A 21,386-nucleotide genomic window follows, 5' to 3' on the forward strand; every position below is an offset into this window, starting at 1 on the left:
GGGTGGAATCTATCTGTGCCCGATTGAATGAAGGAAGCCATTCAGTCGATCCAGCATTTGAATTGTCTCCTTCCGTTTGTTTATCAGTACCTCGAGTCCGCGATCGGTGATGGAGTCGGGAAGATTGGAGATCTCACGCTCCAGCGTCCTTCTTACGTGATCAAGTCCGTTTCTGGCCTGGGTTAGGTCGGCGATGTGATCAAATGGAGTTCCGTCTTTCTTTCTCGCTACGACCTCTCCGTCAGCCTCTCTTCGAGCGGCATCGTAGTGATTGTGATTTGGTTGGGAGTTGATTTCTCCTACTGGGTCTGCCTTTATGTTTTCTAGCTTCTCTATCGCGCGCTGAGCTGCATCACTCAGCCCCAGCTCGGGGCACGGTGTCAAACCGAGAGGGTCTGACCACGTGTGGGGGTTTGAGACGTATGTGGCCGGGTTGGGGGCCGGGGTGAGGCCCAGGGGGTCCGGGGTGAGGTAGCGGGCCGTTTCGGGGTCGTACGTGCGGAAGTGGTTGTGGTGGAGGCCCGACTCGGGGTCGAAGTACTGGCCCGGGAAGCGGAGCGGGGTGTAGGCGGCGGCGTCGCGGGTCCACGTGGTGGAGCCCCAGAGGGTGGAGCGGGCGCGCCAGGCGATCTCACCCGCCTCGTCGACCAGTTCGCGCGGGGTGCCGATGAGGTCCGTGACGATGGCGAAGAAGCGGTCGTCCGTGGTGCCGAGGACCCGCTCCGCCTGGGTGAGCGGGTGCAGGCCGTGGTGCGTCCAGGTGAGGGTGACCGGGCCCGCCGTCTGTTCGCAGAGGGTGGTGCCGTCCCACGTGAAGAGGGTTTCCTCCGCCACCTCGCCGGTGGGCGCGAGGCGCTGCTTGGCCGTGCGGCGGGACAGCGCGTCGTAGCGGTAGCGCCAGCGCGTGCCGTCCGGGGTGGTGACCCCGGTCAGGCGGTCCTCCGCGTCCCACGCGTAGTGCCAGCTGTCCGGCTTGCGGGAGAGGCGGGTCTTCTGCCGGAGGGTGACCCGGCCGAGGGCGTCGTGTTCGTAGCGGACCGAGCCGGCGCGGGTGATGCGGGTGCCGGTGTACGAGCGGTCGCCCCGGGCCTCCGCGCCCGGGTGGCGGGCCGGCCAGGAGGCGCTGGTCTGGTTGCCGGCGTCGTCGTAGGCGTAGCGCTCGGTCCAGTCGGTCGCGTCGACCGCCGTGACCCGGGCCGCCGGGTCCAGGGTGAAGGTGCGGGGACCGGCGAGCGCGTCGTCGATCGCCGTGAGGGCGCCGTCCGCACGGTAGCCGTACCCGCGGCGCTGGAGGGTGCGGCCGTCCCGGCCGACGAGGTGCTGGTCGGTCAGGCGCCCGACCGGGTCGTAGGCGTGGGCCAGGGTCAGGTCCGGGCCGATGGTGCGGGTCAGCTCCCGGCCCGCGGCGTCCCGTTCGAAGGTCAGGGTGCGGCCCGATGCGCTGAGGGCGCTGCGCCGGCCGGCCGCGTCGTACGTCCACTCGGAGACGGCCCCGGCAGGCGTGGTGCGGCCGGCTCTGCGTCCCACGGAGTCGTAGGCATGGGTGAGGGTGCGTCCGTCGACCGTCTCCGAGACGACGCGGCCGTACCGGTCCCGCACCAGGGCCAGCGTGGTCCCGTCCGGCGAGACGGCCCGGGCCAGCTCGTCGAAGGCGTCGTACGCGTAGGACGTGATGCCGTCCGCCGTCTCCTTGCGCAGGAGGCGGGAGAGGGCGTCGTGCGCGTACGTCGTCGTGGCGCCGAGTGCGTTCGTACGGGAGACCAGGCGGCCGGCGGCGTCGTACCCGTAGGCCAGGGTGCGGTCGTCGAAGTCCGTCTCGGAGGCGAGACGGCCGACCGAGTCGTAGGTGTAGGTCCAGGTCAGGCCCTGGGGGTTGGTGACCGAGGTCAGGCGCAGCTCGGTGTCGTGGGTGAAGGAGTAGCGGACGCCGTCCGGTCCGGTCCGGGCGGTGAGGAGGTCGAAGTCCCCGTACTCGGAGAGCGTCACTCCACCCACCGGGTCGGTGTGGGAGGTGCAGTTGCCCTCGCCGTCGTAGGTCCAGGACTCCGTGCCGCCGTCGGCGGTCTCCCGGCGGAGCAGGCGGCCCTCCACGCTCCAGGTGAGACGGGTGGTGTGCCCGAGCGCGTCGGTGACGGCGATCGGGCGGCCGAAGGCGTCGCGTGCGTACCGGCTCGTCGCGCCCAGCGGATCGGTGATCTCCAGGGGCAGGCCGGCCGGGTCGCAGCGGACCGTGGTGACCGCACCGAGGGGGTCCGTCACCGAGGCCAGGTGGCCGCGGCCGTCGTACGTGAAGCGGTTCGTCGCCCCGTGCGGGGCGGTGGCGGAGGTGCGGTTGCCATGGCCGTCGTACGTCGCCCGGGTCACCCGGCCGTCCGGCTGGATCACCGTGACCGGCAGGCCCAGCGCGTCGTACTCGGCCCGTACCTCGCGTCCGTCGGGGCGGACCACCGTGGTGAGCAGGCCCTGTTCGTCGTAGACGTACCGGGTCGTGTGGCCCAGCGGATCGGTGCTGGTCAGCAGGCGGTCGTACGCGTCGTGGGTGAGGTGGGTGGTGGCGCCCGTGGCGTCGGTCTCGGCCGTGATCCGGGCGCGATGGTCGACCAGGTACCGGGTCTCGTGGCCGTGGGAGTCGGTGTAGGTGGTGGAGCCGTCCCCGTAGGCGAAGCGGACGTCGAGGTGGCCGTTGGTGCCGGACTGGGCGACGCAGCGGTGCCGATCGTCGTAGACGTAGGCGAAGTGGCGGTCGTTGGTGTCGGTCCAGGAGGTGATCCGGCCGAGTGCGTCGTAGCCGAACCGGAGGGGGCGGCCGGAGGAGTTGGTGACGTGGGTGAGGTGGCCGTCCGTGTACGCGTAGCGGAGCACCTCGGTCCCGTCGGCGAGCGCCAGGCCGGTTATTCGGCCTTCCGACGAGCTGAGGCGCAGCTCGTAGCCGCCGCTGTGGGACAGGGCGGTCGGCGCGCCCGTCTCGTCGTACGCGAAGGCGATCCAGGCGCCGCCCCGGTCGTCGAGCTGGCTGAGGAGACCCTCGTCCGTGAAGTGGCGCACGTGTCCGGACTCGGGGTCGGTGACCGTGTATCCGCCGTCCGCGTCGAGGGTGAGCGGCCAGCGCTGACCGTGGCCGGGGAGTACGGGAGTTCCGGGTTCCGGGTGCGGGTAGGCGAGCAGGCTGCCGTCCTCGCGTACGAGGATCACGCCTTCCTCGTCGATCTCCAGGCGCTGGTCGACCGTGGACGCCCACGACGGGCCGAACCAGCGGCCCGCGCGGTACGAGGACTCGAAGGTGCGGGTGAACACGAGCGGCAGCGAGCCCGGGAGGACGAGGTCGGTCTGCGGCAGGACCATCCGGCCCGTCGCGACGTCGACCGGGTCGGCCTTGCACTTCAGGTCCGCCTTGCGGCGGGCTGCGGCCTCGGCCTCGGCCTTGGCGGCCGCCCGCGCGGCGCTCGAACTCGCCGCCTCCTCGGCGAAGCGGGCGCCGGCTCGGAGGGTGGGCAGGCCCTTCGAGCCGATGAGGTCGGGAAGGAGACGGCCCTTGAACTCGCTGGGGTCCGCCATGTAGCTGTCGATCATCGGGCCGGGGATGCGTTCGGGGTGGGACGCGGTGGAGACGAGACCGGCCAGTGTCATGGTGAAGTTCTGCTGGAAATCGGCCGGGTGCGTCAGGTTGTACGGGTCGAACGGGTTCAGGCCGCGGGCGAAGTTCAGCGTTCCCGCCGCGCCCTTGGCGACACCGCCCGCGAGGTGGGTGATCTCGACCGCCTCCGAGCCCGCGTAGTCGTACAGCCCGGCCAGGAGCCGGTCCGTTGCCGGGGGTTCGGCCGGGGCGTGCTCCATGGCGGCCTTGAGGGTGCGCTCGGCCGTCGCGGCGGCCTCGTCGCGCTGTCTGCGGGCCTCGTCGAGGATCTCCTTGGCCCGCTTGAGGGTGGCCTCACCCGGGTCGGCGCCCTCCACCGGCACCGGGCCGGGATCACGGCCGGCCTTCGACGCCGCCTTGAAGGCGTCCTCCTTGGCGACATGTGCGTCGTGGGCGTCCTTCGTCGCCTTCACCGCCGCCTTGTGGAGCGCGATGGCCTCGTCCGCCTGCTTCTGCGCCCACTCCACCGTCTCCGCGTACCGGGTGAGCGCGCCGCTCGCCGCCTCGCACGCGTCGGAGGCGCGCAGCCAGTCGGTGGGGTGCATCGCGAACTTCTCGCGGAACGTGTCGGCGGCCTGCCCCTTCCACCGGTCCGAGTCCAGGGCCTTCATGCCCTGCCCGACCCGCTCGAAGGCCGCCTGGAAGTCCGTGAAGTGCTTGGCGGTGGCCCGGATCGCCGACGACTTGCCGTGGACCAGCTCGTCCGCCTGCTCGCTCTGGCCGAGCTCCTGCTCCGGTACCGAGGCCCCGAGACGGGAGGCGACCCGGTCGCCGAAGTCCTCGACCTTGTCGGCCCAGTCGTGCGCGCCGGCCTTGTCGAGTGCGCCGCCGACCTCGTCGGTGGCCCGGTCCACCCCGTGACCGATGACCTTCTTCGCCGAGTCGACCCCGTCCCCGATCCTGTCGAGACCCTTGTCGACCAGGCCGCCCCAGTCCGTCATCGGCCCTCACCACCCGGCTGCGCCTCGGGGGCGGGTCCGACCAGGCCGTCCACCACGCCGTCCATGTCGTCGCGCAGGCCGACGGCGTCGAGGATCTGGTTGGACAGCAGGATGTCCGAGCTGTTGACGTCCCGGACGGCGGTCTTCCAGGCCTCGTTGCCGTTCTCCGTGGCCCGGTCGAAGGACTCGGGGCTGTAGTCGGCGTCCCGGATCTGGGTGATCGGGTTGTCGGAGAGGACCTCGCCCCAGTCCTTGTCGATGACGTCCTTCTCGGAGGCGTACGGATTGCCGAGCGCCGCGTTCGTCACGACCTTGAAGCTCCCCTGGATGTACTGGTCCTGTTCGTGCATCGCGCCCGCCGACAGCCCCACGTTCAGGGCGAACGTGTTCCCCTGCTGCACCAGTGAGCGGACCCCCCAGCCCCAGCGCTCGCAGAACGTGCCCAGCGTGGCCGTCAGACCCGCGTGCCCGGTCTCCAGCCCGCTGAGCCCCAGCTCGGTGAAGCCGCCGCCCATGCTCGCCGCGCCCACCGACCCGAGTTCCTTCAGCTCGGCCAGGCTGTCCGTGATCCCCTTGGCGATCTGACCCAACGCCTGCTTCGAGACGTCGAGGTCCGCTCCGTCCCCGCTCACGAGGCCGCCTCCCCGTCGAGTGCCGCCGTGTCCGGGACGATCCCGCGCATCGGCGGGAGCACCATGCCGTCCGGGCCGGCCGCGTTCCACGCGACCCCGCAGGGAAAGTCCAGCGCCGGCACCACCCCGTCGAGCAGCCGCGCACCGACCACCCGCCGGTACGCCCACTCGCGGTCGGCCTCGCCCCGGGCCTCGGCGAACCGCCCCAACGCCTCCTCGTCGGAGAAGACGCAGATCCAGTCCAGCCCGCCCAACTCGGCCGTCCACAGGCCGCCCCGCGCGTCCAACGGCACCAGGACCACGCGGCTGCGGAAGTCCGCCAGCCGCTCCAGCACCGCTTCCCGCGCCTCCGCCACCGGATCGGCCTCCACCGAACCGACGACGGCGCCCACATCCGCCGGCCCCGATGGCTTCGAAGGACTCGAACCCGCGCGCCGTTCAACGGCATCGGCGCGCAGCCGACCCCACTCCTCGTCGAACCCCACCTGGACCCCCACCCCGTCCGTCCTGATCGAACGAACCTTTGCACGAGGGGGCGGGGTGAGCCAACTTCACTGTTCGGTAGTGCACAGATCGAGACAGGTGGGAGGGTCCTCGGGTGCTCGCGCCGTCTGGTATCTGCTCTCGGATCAGTGAGTTGACCGATATGTAGCTGCCGTGCCTGCGTGGCGGGATTCCGTTGCAGAAGCAACAGGGTTCCGTGCGTCGGAGTGCTCAGGTGCCGCCGTGCTCCTTCAGGGCGCGGGCCAGGCGGGTTGCGCCCTGGTGGATTTCCGGTGGGGTGTGGGTCGTGAAGGAGAGGCGGAGGGTGCGGGGGTCCGGGGTGGTCGGGTGGAAGGGGGCTCCCGGGACGAAGGCGACGCCGTGGGTGATCGCCGTCTTGAGGAGGGCGGTCGCGTCGTGGCCCTCGGGCAGCCGGGCCCACAGGAACATGCCGCCCGCGGGGAGGTTCCACTCGCAGCCGGCCGGGAGGGTCCGGGTCAGGGCGTCGTGCAGCGCGTCGCGCCGTTCGCGGTACGCCGTGCGGACCGTGGCGATGTGGGCGGTCAGGTCCGTCGTCGCCAGGTAGTGGGCCGCGGCGAGCTGGTCCACCGTCGAGGTGTGGAGGTCCGCGGCCTGCTTCGCGACCACCGCGGCCCGGCGCAGGGCCGCCGGGGCCCGGAGCCAGCCCAGGCGGAGCCCCGGCGCCATGATCTTCGAGAAGCTGCCGAGCAGGGCCGTACGGTCCTCCGCCCCCGGGTGCGCCGCGAGCCACGGGACGTCGGAGCCCTCGTAGCGGAGGTCCCCGTACGGGTCGTCCTCCACCAGCCACAGCCCGAGCCGCGCCGCGATCCGTGCCACCGCCGCCCGCCGGCCGGCCGGCAGGGTGCGTCCCGTCGGGTTCTGGAAGGTGGGGACGGTGTAGAGCAGCTTCGGGTGTTCACGGGCCACGAGGTCCGCGAGGGCCTCGGGGATGATGCCGTCCCCGTCGCAGGGCACGGCCACCACCCGCGCTCCCGCCAGCCCGAAGCACTGGAGCGCCGCCAGGTACGTGGGGTCCTCGACCAGCACCACGTCCCCGGGTTCGATCAGGGTGGTGGCGATGAGGGTGAGGGCCTGCTGGGAGCCCGAGGTGATGACGACGTCGTCCGCGTCGGTCGGCAGGCCGCGCGCCGTGGTCCGGGCGGCCACGGCCGCGCGGAGTTCCGGCGCGCCCTCGGTGGTCGAGTACTGGAGCGCGCGCCGCGCCGACACCGCGAAGGCGGCGTCGTACGCGGCCCGCAGGCCCTCGGTGTCGAAGAGCTCGGGAGCGGGGAGGCCGCCGGCGAAGGAGATGATCCCGGTGCGTTCGGTGAGCGCGAGGATCTCGCGTACGGGGGAGCCCTCGACCGAGCTCGCACGGGCAGCGAACGCGGGCGGCGGCGACGCCATATCGGCCGGAGCGGGCAGGGGAGTGGCAGACACGGGCGCTCCTCCGGAGACGGGAGACGGGAGATGGGATACGGGTGCGCGCATCGTAGGCCGAGAAAGTTGTAGATGGCATGTATGTATCAGGGGGTGGACGGGCGGACGGACCCCTCCCCATCTGACGTCGCATCAGCTAGACCGTTCCCATGACGACAGGAGAGCAGGAACCGCAGCAGGACACCCGCGTCGACGACTACGCCGCGCTCGCGTCCGTCGGCCCGTACGGCGTCCGCCCCGGCCATGCGCTGATCACCATGGTGGAACCGCACCCGGGGCACGAGTTCGCGTACAACCGCTGGTACGAGGACGACCACTACTACGCCGGCGCCATGGCCATGCCCTGGATGTACGCGGGCCGCCGCTGGGTCGCCACCCGCGAGCTCCAGGAGCTGCGCTACCCGGAGAAGTCGGCCGTCGCCCAACCGGTCACCGCCGGCTGCTACATATCGACGTACTGGGTCACCGAGGGCCGCTACGACGAGCACATGAAGTGGACCGTCGGCATCAACAAGCGCCTGAACCGCGACGGCCGGGTCTACCAGGACCGCACCCACGTCTTCACGGCCTTCCAGGACCACGCGGCCACCGTCTACCGCGACGGCGCCGCCGGCCCGCGGGACTTCCACGCCCTCGACCACCCGTACGCCGGCCTCGTGGTCCAGGTCGTCGACGCCGACGGGCCCGAGCAGCGGGCCGAGTTGCTGGAATGGCTGCGCTCGCGCGCCCTGCCGAAGCGGCTGCACGGCTCCCCGGCCGCGATGGTGACGGTCTTCCGGCCCACCCCGCTGCCCGGCGACCGCATGACGTACGTCAAGCAGGTCGAGGGGGTGGACACCCGGCTCACGCTGCTGTGGTTCCTGGAGGCCGATCCGCGGGAGTGCTGGGACCGCTTCCAGGGACTGGACGCAGAGGTGGCCGGGGCGGGGCTGGGGCGGGTGGAGCTGGTGGCGCCGTTCATCCCCACGGTGCCGGGGACGGACCGGTACGTCGACCAGCTGCGCTGACCGGGCCCGTGCGTGTGCGCGTCCGCGTGCATGTGCCCGTGTCCGTGCACCTGCCCGTGCAGCTGCCCGTGCCCGTACGCGGACATGGCCGAGCCCCCTCGGCCAAGACGGCGGACCGGTCGAGAGGGCTCAAGTAGGAGGGAAGGTGGGGACGCGCCGTGATCTTCAGGCGAGGCGTCCCGGCCGGCCCTCGGTGACGTCGGCGACGAAGGAGGTCCAGGAGCCGGGCGCGAAGGTGAGGGACGGACCGTCCTGCACCTTCGAGTCGCGGACGGCGATGGCCTCCATGACGGGGGACTTGACCTCGACGCAGGCGCCGTTGGCGGAGTAGGAGGACTTGACCCAGTTGTCCGTGGCGCCCTGACGAATAGCCATGTTTCTCTCCGGTGAGCGAGTAGTTCCGGTGTCTTGTCAGCCATTTCCGGCTGACCTGATCGACGCTACCGGCAGCTCCTGATAGGTGAAGGGAGCGTTCACCCGACCGAGTGGCATATTCCATTCAGGCCTTATGTGGCCGGGGAGTGACGGTGTACCGTACCGACCCCTTCGCCACTCGCCCGGCACATCACGGGGTCATTCGACCTCATCGGACTATTCGCCCTTGTTGGCGTATTCGTCGATGATGCCGGAGATGAACCGGCGGGTTTCGTCGACGTTGAGGGCCTGCGCGCGCAGGTGTTCGTACATCACGCTGTACTTCTGCACGTCGTTGGCCTTCTCCAGGTACAGGTCGCTCGTCACGCCCTCGATGTAGACGACCGTGGAGTCGGACGCGTCCGGGAACTCCAGGATCGCGTACTGGCCGTTGACCCCGGGATGGGCGCCCAGCGCGAAGGGCATCACCTGCACGGTGACGTGCGGCTGCTCCGACTGCTCTATCAAGTACGCCAGCTGCCGGGTCATGAGCTGGGCGTCGCCCACCCGCCGGCGCAGCGCGGCCTCGTCGATGACCGCCCACAGGCGCAGCGGCCCGAGCTCCGGGTTGTTGTTCTCGGTCTCGGAGAGCCGCTTCTGGCGGTGCATGCGGACCTGGACCCGCTTGTCCACGTCGGCCGGGGCGGTCTCCGGCCAGGCGCCGCGGACGAGGGACTGGGCGTACTCCGTGGTCTGGAGCAGGCCGGGGATCACCAGGGGTTCGTACGTGCGCAGGCTGGCGGCGTCCGTCTCCAGGCCGATGTAGACGCTGTACGGGATGTCGCCGAAGGCGTGCCACCAGCCCTGCTGGCGGGAGTCCTTGGCCATCTGCATGAGCGAGTCGATGAGCCGGCGGTCCTCGACCTCGTACACGTCGCACAGGTCGCGGACGTCCCGCTGGCTGATGGAACGGCGGCCGTTCTCCAGCCGGCTGATCTTGGACTGGGATACGAGGAGGCGCTCGGCGACCTGTTCGGCCGTCATGCCCTTGTCCTCGCGGAGCTTGCGCAACTCCATGCCCAGTCGGCGGCGTCGGACGGTGGGATTGACATTGGACGCCACGGGAACGGCACCTCCGCCTTCTTCTGTCGTGCAGCGATCTCTCTGCGTGTCTGATGTCGAGCAGACTGCCACCGAAGCGGGCGCCGCCGCTGGGGAACGGCAGGGAAACACAGACGCGCGGGGCGGCGGGGTCGGCGAACCGGCCCCGCCACCCCGCGCGCTGGCGGCTCCCGAACCGGGTCTTTGCGGACGTCGGTCACGGCGATGGCGTTGCGATGGAGCTGAGGTCGAGCTGAGCGGATCCGCGAGGGATCCGCGAGGGACCCTCAGACCCGAACTGGTTGTAACCGGTGGATCAGTGCGCGGCCGCGCGGGCCATCGCACCGGTCCGGCGCGGCTGCAGCGGGACGCTGCTCGCCGTGGCCCGGGCCGGTGGTGCCGGTGCGCGGTCACGGCGCGGCTGTGCGGCCACACCGTTCTGGACGTCCATCACGGCATGCGCCACGAGTCCGCCCATCGGGTCGTGCCGGATCAGGTCCCGCAGTCGGGACCTGGACGACCGCCCCTCGTTGCCGGGGTACAGGTGCTTGCCGAGTCCGACCGCGTGGGCCAGTGCGGCAAGCGCCGCGGTCCGCGGGTCCGGCGGTACGCCGGTGCGGATCGCACTGTCGAGCCGGGCTCGGATCTCCCGGCTGATTTCCGTGTCCGTCGCCTGGTAGCGAGTTGTCGGAAGCACACCGCACATCTGTCCCGCGACGGCATGGACCATGCCGCAGCGCTCCAGATGAGCGAGGTAAATCTGGCGGAGCCCCAGTCGGGGTCCGCCGATCCAGTGGACGGCCCGTACCGGGCTGCCGCGCCTGCGCAGCAGTTCCAGTGCGGAGTCCAGAGTCGGATCTCCTGTCGGCCGTGGCATCACCACGGCGATACGATCCCCATCAGGGGCTATCCGTCCTGCCAGAGCCAGCTCCACTAGCTGTGCCCCGGCCAGGCCGAGGTCGAGCGACTGCGGCTGCGCCGTGGTACCCGTGGCCGGGTCCAAGGCGAGCAGCAGAAGCTCCTCCGGAATTGTTCTGCGGCTCCTGCCCATCCATGCCTCCCCGCGTGGATGAGTGACAGGGTGACGCCTCTCACATTCATCTGTCGAGAGCGCGTGGCCGCTTTGTGGGGGAACCCGCAGCTATGTCGTTCTCGTCTAGCACGGGGGCGATGCCCCCGAGACGGGACACTGTTAGACATTCGGACAGCCGGACGTGGCGGCGATGGAGGAGGAACGGTGGCGGGCGAGTCCCCCGACAAGTCGGTAGATGCAGGAGCGCCGGGGGCGGCGGAGTCGTCCGCGGAGCGTGACCCGAGGCTGTCGGTGTTCCGGCCGAGGGATCCCGAGGACCGGGACGTTCGCGCCGGCGAGGCGGAGACGGAGACGGCGGGCGGGGCCGACGCGGTTCCCGAGGCCGACACCGAGTCCGAGTCCGAGCCCGTGGCCGAGTCCTCGGCTGAGTTCGTGGCCGAGTCCTCGGCTGAGTCCGAGTCCGCGGCTGAGCCCGTGGCCGAAACCGACCGCGCGCGGGATCCGCTGCGCGAAGCGGTGGCGGCATGGGTCGCCAAGGCCGACGAAGCCGCGGAGACCTCCGAACGGGTGGATTCCGGTGCGGATGCGGATGCGGATGCGGAAGCGGAAGCCGAGGCCGCTACCGAAGCCGACGCGGATGCGGATGCGGAGGTGCGGGCGGAAGAGCCCGACGCCGCCGAGCCGGCTGTCGCGCCGCAGCGTGAGGCCGCTCCGGACGCCCGTGCCGAGGAGCCGGTTCCGGCTTCCGTTTCAGGCTCCACTTCCGGTTCCGCTTCTGGTTCCGCTTCGGCTTCCGGTGTCCGGTCCGGTTCGGCTCCGGAGGCGAAGCCCGTCGACAACGAGCGCACCGCCGTCTTCCGCGCCGTGAAGCCGGATGTCGATTCCGCTTCTGCTCCGGCCGCGGAGCCGGCGAAGCCCGCTCCCGCAGTCGAGGAGCCCGCTGACAGCGAGCGCACGGCCGTGTTCCGGGCCGTGAAGCTGGATTCCGCTTCGACCTCCTCCCCGGAGCGGCCGAAGCCCGAGCCCGCTGTCGACGAGCCCGCGGACAGCGAGCGTACGGCCGTGTTCCGCGCGCTGAAGCCGCCTTCCGCTTCGGCTCCGGCCGGGGAGGCGAAGCCCAAGACCGACAAGCCCGCGGACAGTGAGCGCACCGCCGTCTTCCGGGTCCCGAAGGTGGATGCCGTCAAGACGGAGACCTTCAAGCCCGCCGCCCCGAAGCCGACCCTCGCCAAGCCGGCCGAAGCCAGGTTCACCCCGGCCGAGACCAAGCCCACCGAGACCAAGCTCACCGAGGCCAAGCCCGCAGAGAGCAAGCCCGCCGAGGCCAAGCCCACCCGAGCCGAGCCCGCCGCCGCGGAGCCCAAGGGCAGCACCTTCGTCCCGCTGCGTCCGGAGAGCGGCGGCGCCGCACCGGCGCCCGCGGCCCGGCAGCGGCCGAAGCTGCCCGCCGCCGTGGACCGGTCCGAGCGGACCACCCAGCAGCCGCTGCCGCCCAAGCCGCCGCTCGACATGCTGGCGGACCTCACGAACAACCCGCCCCCGCCGCCGAGCCCGATGCGCACGGCGGTCCGGCGGGTCAAGATCTACGCCCCGCTCGTCGCCCTCCTGGCGATCATCCTGGCCGTCGTACAGCTGGTGCGCCCGCTGCCCGAGCCGACGCTCGTGATGACCGCGAAGTCCTCGTACACCTTCGAGGGCGCCAAGCCGCAGCTGCCCTGGCCCACCGAGGGGCAGGCGTACATGGCGGCCGCCGGCCTCGGCACGCTCGGCCAGTCCGGCGAGCAGAAGCCGGTGCCGATCGCGAGCGTCACCAAGTCGATGACGGCGTACATCATCCTGCGCGACCACCCCATAAAGAAGGGTGAGCAGGGCGAGATGATCGACATCGACAAGACGGCCGAGACCGAGGGCAAGAAGAACAACTCGACCGACAACGAGTCCACCCTCGACACGGTCAAGGAGGGCGACAAGATCTCGGAGTACGACGCGATCGCGGCCCTCATGATCCCGTCGGCCAACAACATCGCGCGGCTGCTCGCGCGCTGGGACTCCGGTTCCCAGGAGGCGTTCGTCAAGAAGATGAACGACACCGCCAAGGAACTCGGCATGACCAACACCACGTACACGGACCCCTCGGGTCTGGACGCGACCACGGTCAGCACCGCCGAGGACCAGGTCAAGCTGGGTCTGAAGCTGGTCGAGATCGAGACGCTGCTCGACATCACGAAGAAGCCCAACTGGGTCGACCCGTACGGCAAGAGCTGGCGGAACTGGAACGGCCTGACCGGCCCCTCCGGCGCGCTCGGCATCAAGACCGGTACGACGACCAAGGCGGGCGGAAACCTCCTCTTCGCCGCGCAGAAGAAGGTCGGCAACACCAACCAGCTGATCGTCGGAGCCGTCCTCGGCCAGCACAAGCCGTCGATCATCGACACCGTGCTCGCCGCGAGCAAGCAGCTGATGGTCGCCACGCAGAAGGCCCTCGACGGCGCGACCGTCGTGAAGAAGGGCGAGGTCGTGGGCTACGTCGACGACGGTCTCGGCGGCCGGACGCCCGTCGTGGCCACCGCCGACGTGCAGGCGGTCGGCTGGGCCTCGCTGACCGTCGACGTCAAGCTCGCGGACAGCGGCGCGAAGATGCCGCAGACGGCGAAGGCCGGGACCGAGGTCGGCATGCTGACCGTCGGCGAGGGCGCCAGCCAGGTGAAGGTGCCGGTGGCGCTGCAGAGCGACCTTGCCGCGCCGGGCATCGGCAGCAAGCTGACGCGCGTCGGCTGACATCCGGTGAGAGCGTGGATCCGGCGCCCCGGGCAACCCCGGGGCGCCGGGGCGCGTCTTGGCACCCGGGACGTGTGCGGGTGTGGACTCATGTGTTGGGGAGAGCGGCAGTGACCACTGCTGAGCAGCAGGGCCGGCGTCAGGAAGCCATCCCGCCGGCCGACGGCGGGGAAGCCGAACGGGGCTCCGGGGTGCCCGAGCCGTCCGCCGGCCACGACGCCGCACCGGGCGCCATACGGCCCCGCGGCCTCGGCCGGCCAGGCTCGGCAGGCTCCGGTACGGCCGGCTCCGGTACAGATGCCGATTCCTCTGCCGGTCCCGGTCCCGGTCCCGGTTCCCATTCCGGACCCGGTTCCGACCTCGGCTCCGCTTCCGGTTCCGGTTCCGGCGCCGAGGCGGATGCCGCCACCACCGCCACCGATGCGGCCACCGCGGCCGCCGAGCCCGTCGGCCCGGTCCGCGCCGCCTTCGGCTGGGCCCGGCGCCACCCGGTGGCCGTCGCCACCGCCCTCGCCGCCGTGCTGCACGTGGCCTGGTTCTTCAGCTTCGCCAACAGCGGCGGCGACCTCGCCGCGCAGGACGCCTGGGCCGAGTTCGTCGGCCGCCATCCCGACTCCGCGTACAACCTCGCCTGGTACGGCGGCATGCACCCCGTCTCGTACAGCGTGGTCTCGCCCTACCTCATGCACATGCTCGGCGTCCGCACCACGATGATGATCGCGGGCACCGTCTCGGCCGGCCTGCTCGCGCTGATCCTCACCCGCTGCCGCGGCGCCGTGCGCGAGCCGCTGTGGCCCGCCCTCGCCGGGGTGTACGGGCTGCTCTGCAACGCCCTGTCGGGCCGCGTCACCTTCGGCCTCGGCGCGATGTTCGCGCTCGCCGCGGTGGCCGCCGTGTTCTGCTGGCCCCGCAAGTGGGCGCAACGCCGCTGGGCCAAGGCCGCGGCGGCGGCCCCGCTGGCCGGGCTCGCGACCGCCGCCAGCCCCGTCGCCGGCCTCTTCCTCGGGGTGATCGCGGCCGCGCTGTTCCTGAGCCGGCGGCGCCCGGGTGCGTACGCGCTGGGGCTGGCCCCGGTGGCCGTGGTGGGACTGTCGGCCTGGCTCTTCCCGTTCTCCGGGACGCAGCCGATGAAGATCGGTTCGGCCGGGCTGCCGTTCGTGTTCGCGCTGCTGATCCTCTTCCTCGTGCCGAAGCGGTGGAAGACGGTCCGGATCGCCTCCGCCGTCTACGCCCTCGGAGTCTTCCTGACCTGGGCGATCGACTCCCAGGTCGGCTCGAACGTCACCCGGATGGTGATGCTGTTCGGCGGGGCCGTGCTGCTCGCCGCCCTCGCGTACGAGGTCCCGCGCTCGCGCCGCTGGTACGGGGTGCTCCTCGCCTTCGTCGGGATCAACGCCTGGATCACCGCCAACAGCATCACGGACATCATCCGCACCACCCCGGTGGCCGCCTGGAACCGGGAGCTGGCCCCGCTCGTCGACCAGCTGCAGAAGGCGGGCGCCGACCGCGGCCGGGTCGAGGTGGTCCCCGCCAGCAGCCACCGCGAGTCCTCCGCCTTCCCCTCGTACGTGAACCTCGCGCGCGGCTGGAACCGGCAGGCCGACCTGGAGCGCAACCCGCTCTTCTACGACGACACCCTCACCGCCGACAGCTACCGGGCCTGGCTGGAGCGCTGGGCCGTGCACTACGTGGTGCTGCCGGCCGACAAACCCGACTCGGGCGGGGAGGACGAGGCGAAGCTCGTGCGCGAGGGGCTCCCGTACCTCCAGCAGGTGTGGGGCGACGCGAACTGGCAGCTGTTCAAGGTCCACGAGCCGACGGACCTGGTGGCGGGACCGGCGACCGTGGTGCGGGCGAGCGCCGACCGCCTGGTCATCGACGTGAAGAAGCCCGGGCGGGTGCTGGTGCGGATCCCGCACTCCCCGTGGCTGGGGCTGGTGGACGGGGCGGGCAAGCCCGTCCCGCCGCCGCAGGAGACCTTCGCGTCGAAGGCGCGCGGCGTGAGCGGTGAGGGCGGGGCGCTCCGCAAGGAGTACGCGAACACCGCCGGATGCCTGTTCAAGGCCGCGCCGGACGACAGCGGCGACGTGTGGACGGAGCTGCTGGCTCCGGCACCGGGGGAGTACCGGGTCGCGGCGAAGTACCAGCTGCCGCGGGGGACGCCCTGCCCGGAGGACCTGGTCCACCAGACGCTGGGGCAGCCGAAGCTGCCGGCTCCGCCGCGCCGGTGATCCGGACCGGAATTCTTTACGGTCCGGTCCGGGTGCGTTGGTCGGTATATATGCATACGATCCCAGTAGTCCGATTGGGTGCTTCCCGAGGGAGTTGACGACGGGATGAACAAAGAGCAGAAGCGTGACGTCCGGACGGTCATCGCGAAGGCGCAGGAGCAGGCGCAGCCGCCGCGTACGCCGGGTCACGGCTTTGACGGTCCGGTACGGAGCAAGGTCAAGGGCGGGTCGCACACGAAGGCCGCGCTCAAGCGGGCCGGCACTCCGCAGGGGGACCGCATCGGCGAACGCAGCAGTGGCCTGAGCTAGCCGACCGAGCCGACCCGTCACTGGGCGTAGCCCTTCCGGCTTCCGGCCGGAGGGGCTTTTTCCGTCTCCGACCGTTCGCCGGGTGGCGGCCGGAGAATCGTTGGACCACCGCGCCCCCGTAGCGGTCTCCGGGGGCCTCGTGGCCTGACCGGGTCCCGGGTGCGAACCCCGCCCGATCCGCCCCGATCCCGCCGACCACACGCGGAGACGGGCGCACTACCGTGAGCTGACCGGGGAACCGTGAACGGGGGACACGGAACACGGGACGGGGAACGGGGAACGGGGACCATGAACGACAGCGAGCGCGGCACCACCGGCATGGGCGCCGACGGCACCACCGGCAGCGACACAGCCATGCGCAGCGGCACCGGCAGCGGCACAGCCATGCGCACCAGCACCGGCGTGGGCACCGGATCGGGCACCGGCGTGGGGACCGGCACCGGCACCCCGGCGGAGCCACGCCGATGAGGGGGCGGCCACCGCGCCCGCGGCTGCCCGCCTGGACCTCCACCCTGATCTGGAAGGCCGCGGTCTTCATCACGCTCATGTGCTGCGGCCTCGCGGCGCTGCTCGGCGTCCTCGTGCACCGCGCCATGACCCACCAGACCGTCGGCACCGCCCGCGAGAAGGCGCTGACCAAGCTGGAACGGACCATCAGGGCCTACGAGACCGGCGCGCGCCTGCCGCGCGGCGAGGGCATCGACCCGGTCGGCCTGCCCCCCGAGCTGCGCACCCTGGCAGTCGGCGGCAAACGCGGCACGGCGCTCGGCGAGCAGCGCGGCCGCGCCGCCATGTGGGCCGCCGCGCCCGCCGAGGAGGGCACCGCGATAGCCGTCTCCGTGGACTTCCGCGCCAGCGAGCAGACCATCGCCGATCTGGACCGCGCCATCCTCGGCTCCTCGGGGCTCGCCATCGGCGTCACGCTCCTCATGGGCGCGTTCGGCGTCACCCGGATCACCCGGCGGCTGCACGTGACCGCGCAGGTGGCCCGCCGGATCACCGCCGGCGACCTGGACGCGCGGGTCGACGACAGCGCGCGCAACAAGGACGAGGTGGCGGCGGTCTCCCGGGCCCTGGACAGCATGGCGGCTTCGCTCCAGGGCAAGCTCGAAGCGGAACAGCGGTTCACGGCGGACGTCGCCCACGAGCTCCGCACCCCGCTCACCGGCCTGAACGCCGCCGCCGAGCTGCTGCCGCCGGGCCGCCCGGCCGAGCTCGTACGGGACCGGGTACAGGCGATGCGTTCGCTGACCGAGGACCTGCTGGAGATCTCCCGGCTGGACACGCGCAGCGAGCGCGTGGAGCTGGACTCGCACGACCTGGCCGACCTGGCGGCCCGCACCATCCGGGCCTCCGGCACCGACACGGTCCTGGAAGTGGTCTCCTCGCCGCGGGTGGAGACGGACCGGCGCCGCCTGGAGCGGATCCTGGGCAACCTCGTGGCCAACGCGCACAGCCACGGCGCGGCCCCGGTCACGGTCACCGTGGACGGCCGGACCCTGACCGTGACCGACGAGGGTCCCGGCTATCCGGAGTACCTGCTCACCAGCGGCCCGCAGCGGTTCCGTACGGAGGGCACCAACAAGGGCCACGGGCTGGGCCTGACCATCGCCGTGGGCCAGGCCCGGGCCCTCGGCGCCACCCTCGCCTTCCGCAACCGGGAGAGGGGCGGCGCCGAGGCCCGCGTCACGCTCCCAGGGCCCGCAGCACCGGGAGCAACTGCGCCTCCTCGGCGTCGAGATGAGCCTCCAGCTCGCGGCTGAGCCGCTCCACCCGGTCACCGAACCCCGCACCGTCCGGCGCGTCCAGCGCCCGCACCAGCTCCTGCTGGAGCCGCGCGATGACGAGGTGCTCGGCGTCGAGCCTGCGGAAGAACTCCCGCATGTGGGGGTGCTGTTGCTCCAGGTACGGGAAGAGCCCGGCGTCCTCGCTCTTGTGGTGGAACTCCAGCGAGTGGCAGAACGCGAGGCAGTGCTGGCGCAGTTGCAGCCCGAGCGGCAGCGGCCCGCCACCGCGCGGCTCCTCGCGCGCGCCTTCCCGTACGAGCTCCCGTACGAGGGCCAGCTGCGCCCGCAGCCACCCGTGCACGTCGAGCAGCTTCCCGGCGATCCCGCCCTCGCCGGAGGCCGCCTCGTGCGTCCGCTGGAGCGCCACGACGGGGATCACCCGCCCGGTGCGCGCCTGGTACTCCCCGTACCCGGGCTCCGCGCGCACCACGCGCGCGAACAGCTCGTCCCGCCGCGCCCCTTCGGCGGGCACGGCGACGGCCTCGTACTCCTCGGTCCCGGTCTCGACCTGTACGAGGGGACGCGCGAGCAGGTTGTGGTACCAGGCGGGATGCCGGTCCGCCCCGGCGGCGGAGCCGACGACGAGCAGGTCCCCGCCGTCGCGGCCCGCGTCCCGCAGGAACCCGAGCGGGACGGTGTGCGACTTCCCGGACCTGGCTCCGGTGGTGGTGAGCAGGATCAGCTCGGACCCTTCGAAGGGCCCGCCGACGCGGCCGGCATTGGCCCTGAACTCATCAATGACAGTCTGATTGAACGAAAATGACACGGAGTGTAAAGATCCTCACGGTGTGTGCGTGCGATGGCAGCGGCAAAACCGAGGGAGATCACCCGTAGCCGGTGGCGTACATGCCCATGGGCCCGGTCCTTCGACAACTGGTGCCTGCCCAACCACCGCCCGGCCCACATCTCAGTAGGCGGCGTCACGCGACACGCGGCCCATGTAACCACAGAGCGACGAAGGACCCCCACCCGTTTCCGGCTGGAGGTCCTCGAAGTGTGCCCTCGGCAGGATTCGAACCTGCGACACCGGCTTTAGGAGAGCCGTGCTCTATCCCCTGAGCTACGAAGGCAGGGTGCGGAGACCTGGTTGTGAGGCCGGGCCACCGCGGTCAGTGTAGCGGGTGGTGCTTGATCCGCATCTGTGATCCACAGCGCCCGGCGCTCCCGGGCGCCGCGGTCGGCTGCCGTGCGGCGTGGTGCTCCTCTTCGAGGGAGGGGCACCACGCCGGGCGGGGTGGGTCAGTAGCGGTCGTGTGAGGCGTTTTCGTTGTACAGGCCGGAGACCAGGTTTTCCGCCGGCCAGTAGTCGCCGCAGTTCGGGGCGAAGCTCTGGCTGGGGCCGCTGTAGCCGGAGTTGAAGTAGACGCGGTAGTCGGCCACGCATTCGCCGTTGGACGCCGAGGCCGCGTTGTTCTTGACCGCTTGGCCGCTGCCCTCGTTCGTCATCGTGCAGGCGGCAACGGTTCCGGAGATCTGGCCGGGCCGGAAGACGTACCGGACGAGGGTCGCCCCGTTAGGCGAGTAGCCGAAGTAGTCCGGGATGTCCCCGTCCGAGACGAAGCAGGGGCTGGCGGAGTACCAGGTCTGCCCGCCGCGGCTGTTGAAGTGGATGGCGAAGCAGTAGCGGTTCCCGTTCGAGCTGCACGCGTCCCCCTCGTAGGTGGTGACCGCCGACGCCGGCGTCACCGAGAGGGACAGCGCGCTCAGGGCGCCGACTGCCGCGACGGTGGCGATTCTCTTGATGATGTTCATCGGTTCCCTGCCACTGTGTACGCCTGCGCGGCCTTCGCCGCGTTCTTGTCCTTCGCGGCCCGCTCCTCCGTGAGCTTCGGCGCGTTCTGCTCGATCGCCTTCCGCTGCTTCTCGGTCTCCTTGCCGTTCCACACCTTGATCAGGCCGGTCTGCTGCTTGCACTCGACGTCGGCGACCGCGTGCGCGATCTCTTCCTTGCCGGCGGTCGGGGCGGAGACGGGGATGCCGAGGGAGCGGAGGTCCTCGAGGGGGTGGCTCTGCTGGTAGCCCTTCCCCTTCATGCAGGAGGACCACTGCGCGAACGCCTTGACGACGTCCGGGTCGCTCTTGGTCTCGTCGAAGACCTTGACCCCGACCGTCTCGGCTTCCGGGGTCTGGGGCACCGGGAACATCCGGCGGGTTTCGCCGCGGCAGCCGTCCTGCGGGACCTCCTTGCCCGCGTAGGTGTTGCCCTTGAGCTCGGGGCCCTTGCCGGTGAACACGGCGGTCTCGGCACCGGGAGCGGGCTCCCAGCGCGCGGGTTCCTTGATGTCCGTCGGGAGGTGGTGTCCGTACTTCTTCGCCACCTCGAGATCGGAGACGCCGTAGCGCCGCCCCATGGTCGCGTCCGCCTGGGCCCGCGCCGCCTGATCGGAAGCCTGGGGCGGGCCGAAGTTCTTGAATCCGTACCGTGCCATGCAGGAACGCCACTGGTCCTGTACGGCGACCTTCCAGGCATAGCCGTCCGCGGGCTTGGCGGTGAATTCGTCGAGCGGAAGGGTGAGTCCCACCGCGAGGCCCTTGGTGGGAGCCGACGGAATCGAGTCGAGCGACATCCGTGCGGGCGCGGCATTCGCCGGCGCGCCCGGGTCCTGGGGCGGGTTACCCGCCTGTTGCGTTCCGCATGCGGCGAGGAGTGCCACGAGAGTGGCGGTACCCGCTATGGCTCTGATCGGTCTCAACGTGAAGGGCCTTTCGCGTGATCGGTCTGTTGCCGAACTTCGACGGAGGGGGGCTTCAAGCATTTCGGGCCGCGCTCACGGTACCCGCCGCGACGAGTTCCGATTGTGAAGACTTTCGCGCTTACGGGGTGAGTGATTCCGCATGGGATTTTCATCGAATCAAGAGGGGTGAATAAGCCATTCCTGTTCTGGTTCGCGGGGGAGCGGTGTCGGCCGGCGCGGCGAGTTGCAGGGGGTTTTCCCAGGTCAGCGACGGGCGAAGGGGTGGCGGCGCGGTCCGCCCGGTGCGGGGTCTGGGCGGTTCTCGGCCATCCGGGGAAGGTTCCCGGCGAATATTCCAACGAGTTGGTGATCGCCCGGGGTTAAGGTGCCGGTGGCCGCTTGGGATCAAGGGGCGCAGTCACAAATGGGGGAAGAAATGAAGCTGAAGCGTGTGGCGGCCACGGCCGCTGCCCTTTCCGCGTTCGCAGGTGTGGGTCTCGCCCTGGCGGGGCCGGCGAGTGCCAGTTCCATGTTGAGCAGTACCTGCTCCGACCTGCGTTCCAACGGGCAGTGTCTCCAGCTGTTCTACAACAGCGGATTCGGTGGTTCCTACTCGTTCTACGAGGGCACCACCAGCGTGCCCGTCATGGCCTCCAGTGACAAATTCCTGACCAGTGGGGCGGGGCAGGGCCGGGAAGTCAAGAACAATGCGGCATCGGCCAAGAATTTCACTTCCCAGGGTTTCTGGGTGAGCATTTACTACAACAGCTGGGGCGACGGCCCTTGTGACGCCATCGCGCCGAACAAGTCCGCCTCGAAGCTCGTGAACACGTACAACGAGAACGCCTCCGCCTACAGCGGCAAGGGCGACGGCTGCTACGTCTTCAACTGACCTTCCCTCGACGCATCCCCAGAGCCATAGGCGTACGCAGTGAACTCATGCTCAAGGAGAAGGGGGCG

General features: G+C 70.8%; 17 protein-coding genes and 1 tRNA gene. 7 read left to right on the forward strand and 11 right to left on the reverse strand.

Going from position 1 to position 21,386, the window contains the following annotated elements; translation table 11 throughout:
- Positions 1-9: 9 nt before the first annotated feature.
- The 4 genes from ACFYZ4_RS13430 to ACFYZ4_RS13445 all read right to left on the reverse strand — a co-directional run bounded on the left by ACFYZ4_RS13430 (position 10) and on the right by ACFYZ4_RS13445 (position 7,118).
- Positions 10-4,575, reverse strand: a complete 4,566-nt coding sequence (locus ACFYZ4_RS13430) for a putative T7SS-secreted protein (RefSeq protein WP_390783946.1) — start codon at positions 4,573-4,575, stop codon at positions 10-12.
- Positions 4,572-5,207 (reverse strand): hypothetical protein, encoded by a 636-nt coding sequence (locus ACFYZ4_RS13435; RefSeq protein ID WP_390783947.1) that lies wholly within the window; start codon positions 5,205-5,207, stop codon positions 4,572-4,574. The genes ACFYZ4_RS13430 and ACFYZ4_RS13435 overlap by 4 nt, the downstream gene beginning before the upstream one ends.
- Positions 5,204-5,704, reverse strand: a complete 501-nt coding sequence (locus ACFYZ4_RS13440; RefSeq protein WP_390783948.1) for a hypothetical protein — start codon at positions 5,702-5,704, stop codon at positions 5,204-5,206. Before ACFYZ4_RS13440 ends, ACFYZ4_RS13435 begins: the two co-directional genes overlap by 4 nt.
- Before the next feature lie 217 nt (positions 5,705-5,921).
- Positions 5,922-7,118 carry a PLP-dependent aminotransferase family protein gene (locus tag ACFYZ4_RS13445; protein WP_390784019.1) on the reverse strand — a complete coding sequence of 399 codons (1,197 nt, stop codon included), beginning with the start codon at positions 7,116-7,118 and terminating at the stop codon, positions 5,922-5,924.
- Positions 7,119-7,300: 182 nt separating this feature from the next.
- Between ACFYZ4_RS13445 and ACFYZ4_RS13450 the strand changes: the two genes are divergently transcribed.
- The gene (locus ACFYZ4_RS13450; RefSeq protein ID WP_384342578.1) at positions 7,301-8,158 is read left to right on the forward strand and encodes a hypothetical protein; all 858 of its coding nucleotides are present in this window, start codon (positions 7,301-7,303) and stop codon (positions 8,156-8,158) included.
- A gap of 165 nt (positions 8,159-8,323) precedes the next feature.
- Here ACFYZ4_RS13450 and ACFYZ4_RS13455 read toward each other — a convergent pair whose 3' ends face one another.
- From ACFYZ4_RS13455 to ACFYZ4_RS13465, 3 genes are all read right to left on the reverse strand, one after another.
- A complete protein-coding gene (locus ACFYZ4_RS13455) occupies positions 8,324-8,533 on the reverse strand; it encodes a DUF397 domain-containing protein (protein ID WP_351293494.1) in 210 nt (69 codons plus the stop codon).
- A gap of 216 nt (positions 8,534-8,749) precedes the next feature.
- Positions 8,750-9,634, reverse strand: a complete 885-nt coding sequence (locus ACFYZ4_RS13460) for a helix-turn-helix transcriptional regulator (protein WP_351293491.1) — start codon at positions 9,632-9,634, stop codon at positions 8,750-8,752.
- 295 nt (positions 9,635-9,929) lie between these two features.
- Complete coding sequence (locus ACFYZ4_RS13465; protein ID WP_030390041.1) at positions 9,930-10,664, reverse strand: GPP34 family phosphoprotein; 735 nt, start codon at positions 10,662-10,664, stop codon at positions 9,930-9,932.
- A 186-nt stretch (positions 10,665-10,850) separates the two neighbouring features.
- Between ACFYZ4_RS13465 and ACFYZ4_RS13470 the strand changes: the two genes are divergently transcribed.
- From ACFYZ4_RS13470 to ACFYZ4_RS13490, 5 genes are all read left to right on the forward strand, one after another.
- The gene (locus ACFYZ4_RS13470) at positions 10,851-13,424 is read left to right on the forward strand and encodes a hypothetical protein (protein ID WP_390783949.1); all 2,574 of its coding nucleotides are present in this window, start codon (positions 10,851-10,853) and stop codon (positions 13,422-13,424) included.
- A 110-nt stretch (positions 13,425-13,534) separates the two neighbouring features.
- Positions 13,535-15,655 carry an MFS transporter gene (locus tag ACFYZ4_RS13475; protein ID WP_390783950.1) on the forward strand — a complete coding sequence of 707 codons (2,121 nt, stop codon included), beginning with the start codon at positions 13,535-13,537 and terminating at the stop codon, positions 15,653-15,655.
- 105 nt (positions 15,656-15,760) lie between these two features.
- Positions 15,761-15,964 (forward strand): hypothetical protein, encoded by a 204-nt coding sequence (locus ACFYZ4_RS13480; protein WP_351293485.1) that lies wholly within the window; start codon positions 15,761-15,763, stop codon positions 15,962-15,964.
- A gap of 288 nt (positions 15,965-16,252) precedes the next feature.
- Positions 16,253-16,432 carry a hypothetical protein gene (locus tag ACFYZ4_RS13485; protein ID WP_351293482.1) on the forward strand — a complete coding sequence of 60 codons (180 nt, stop codon included), beginning with the start codon at positions 16,253-16,255 and terminating at the stop codon, positions 16,430-16,432.
- Complete coding sequence (locus ACFYZ4_RS13490; protein WP_390783951.1) at positions 16,429-17,727, forward strand: ATP-binding protein; 1,299 nt, start codon at positions 16,429-16,431, stop codon at positions 17,725-17,727. Before ACFYZ4_RS13485 ends, ACFYZ4_RS13490 begins: the two co-directional genes overlap by 4 nt.
- Here the strand turns inward: ACFYZ4_RS13490 and ACFYZ4_RS13495 are convergent.
- The 4 genes from ACFYZ4_RS13495 to ACFYZ4_RS13510 form a co-directional block, all read right to left on the reverse strand.
- Entirely contained in the window at positions 17,651-18,517 is an 867-nt protein-coding gene (locus ACFYZ4_RS13495) for a nitroreductase/quinone reductase family protein (protein ID WP_390783952.1), read from the reverse strand. The two genes, ACFYZ4_RS13490 and ACFYZ4_RS13495, sit on opposite strands and share 77 nt — an antisense overlap.
- A 231-nt stretch (positions 18,518-18,748) precedes the next feature.
- Positions 18,749-18,821 (reverse strand) — tRNA-Arg (locus tag ACFYZ4_RS13500).
- Between the two features lie 169 nt (positions 18,822-18,990).
- Positions 18,991-19,503, reverse strand: coding sequence for a hypothetical protein (locus tag ACFYZ4_RS13505; protein ID WP_351293474.1), 513 nt, complete (start codon positions 19,501-19,503; stop codon positions 18,991-18,993).
- Positions 19,500-20,405 (reverse strand): hypothetical protein, encoded by a 906-nt coding sequence (locus ACFYZ4_RS13510; RefSeq protein ID WP_351293472.1) that lies wholly within the window; start codon positions 20,403-20,405, stop codon positions 19,500-19,502. The genes ACFYZ4_RS13505 and ACFYZ4_RS13510 overlap by 4 nt, the downstream gene beginning before the upstream one ends.
- A 457-nt stretch (positions 20,406-20,862) precedes the next feature.
- On the opposite strand from ACFYZ4_RS13510, the gene ACFYZ4_RS13515 reads away from it, so the two are divergent.
- A complete protein-coding gene (locus ACFYZ4_RS13515) occupies positions 20,863-21,318 on the forward strand; it encodes a hypothetical protein (protein WP_351293469.1) in 456 nt (151 codons plus the stop codon).
- Positions 21,319-21,386 lie beyond the last annotated feature (68 nt).

This window comes from Streptomyces sp. NPDC001513 (genome assembly GCF_042894695.1).
In the GTDB taxonomy this organism is placed as follows: Bacteria; Actinomycetota; Actinomycetes; order Streptomycetales; family Streptomycetaceae; genus Streptomyces.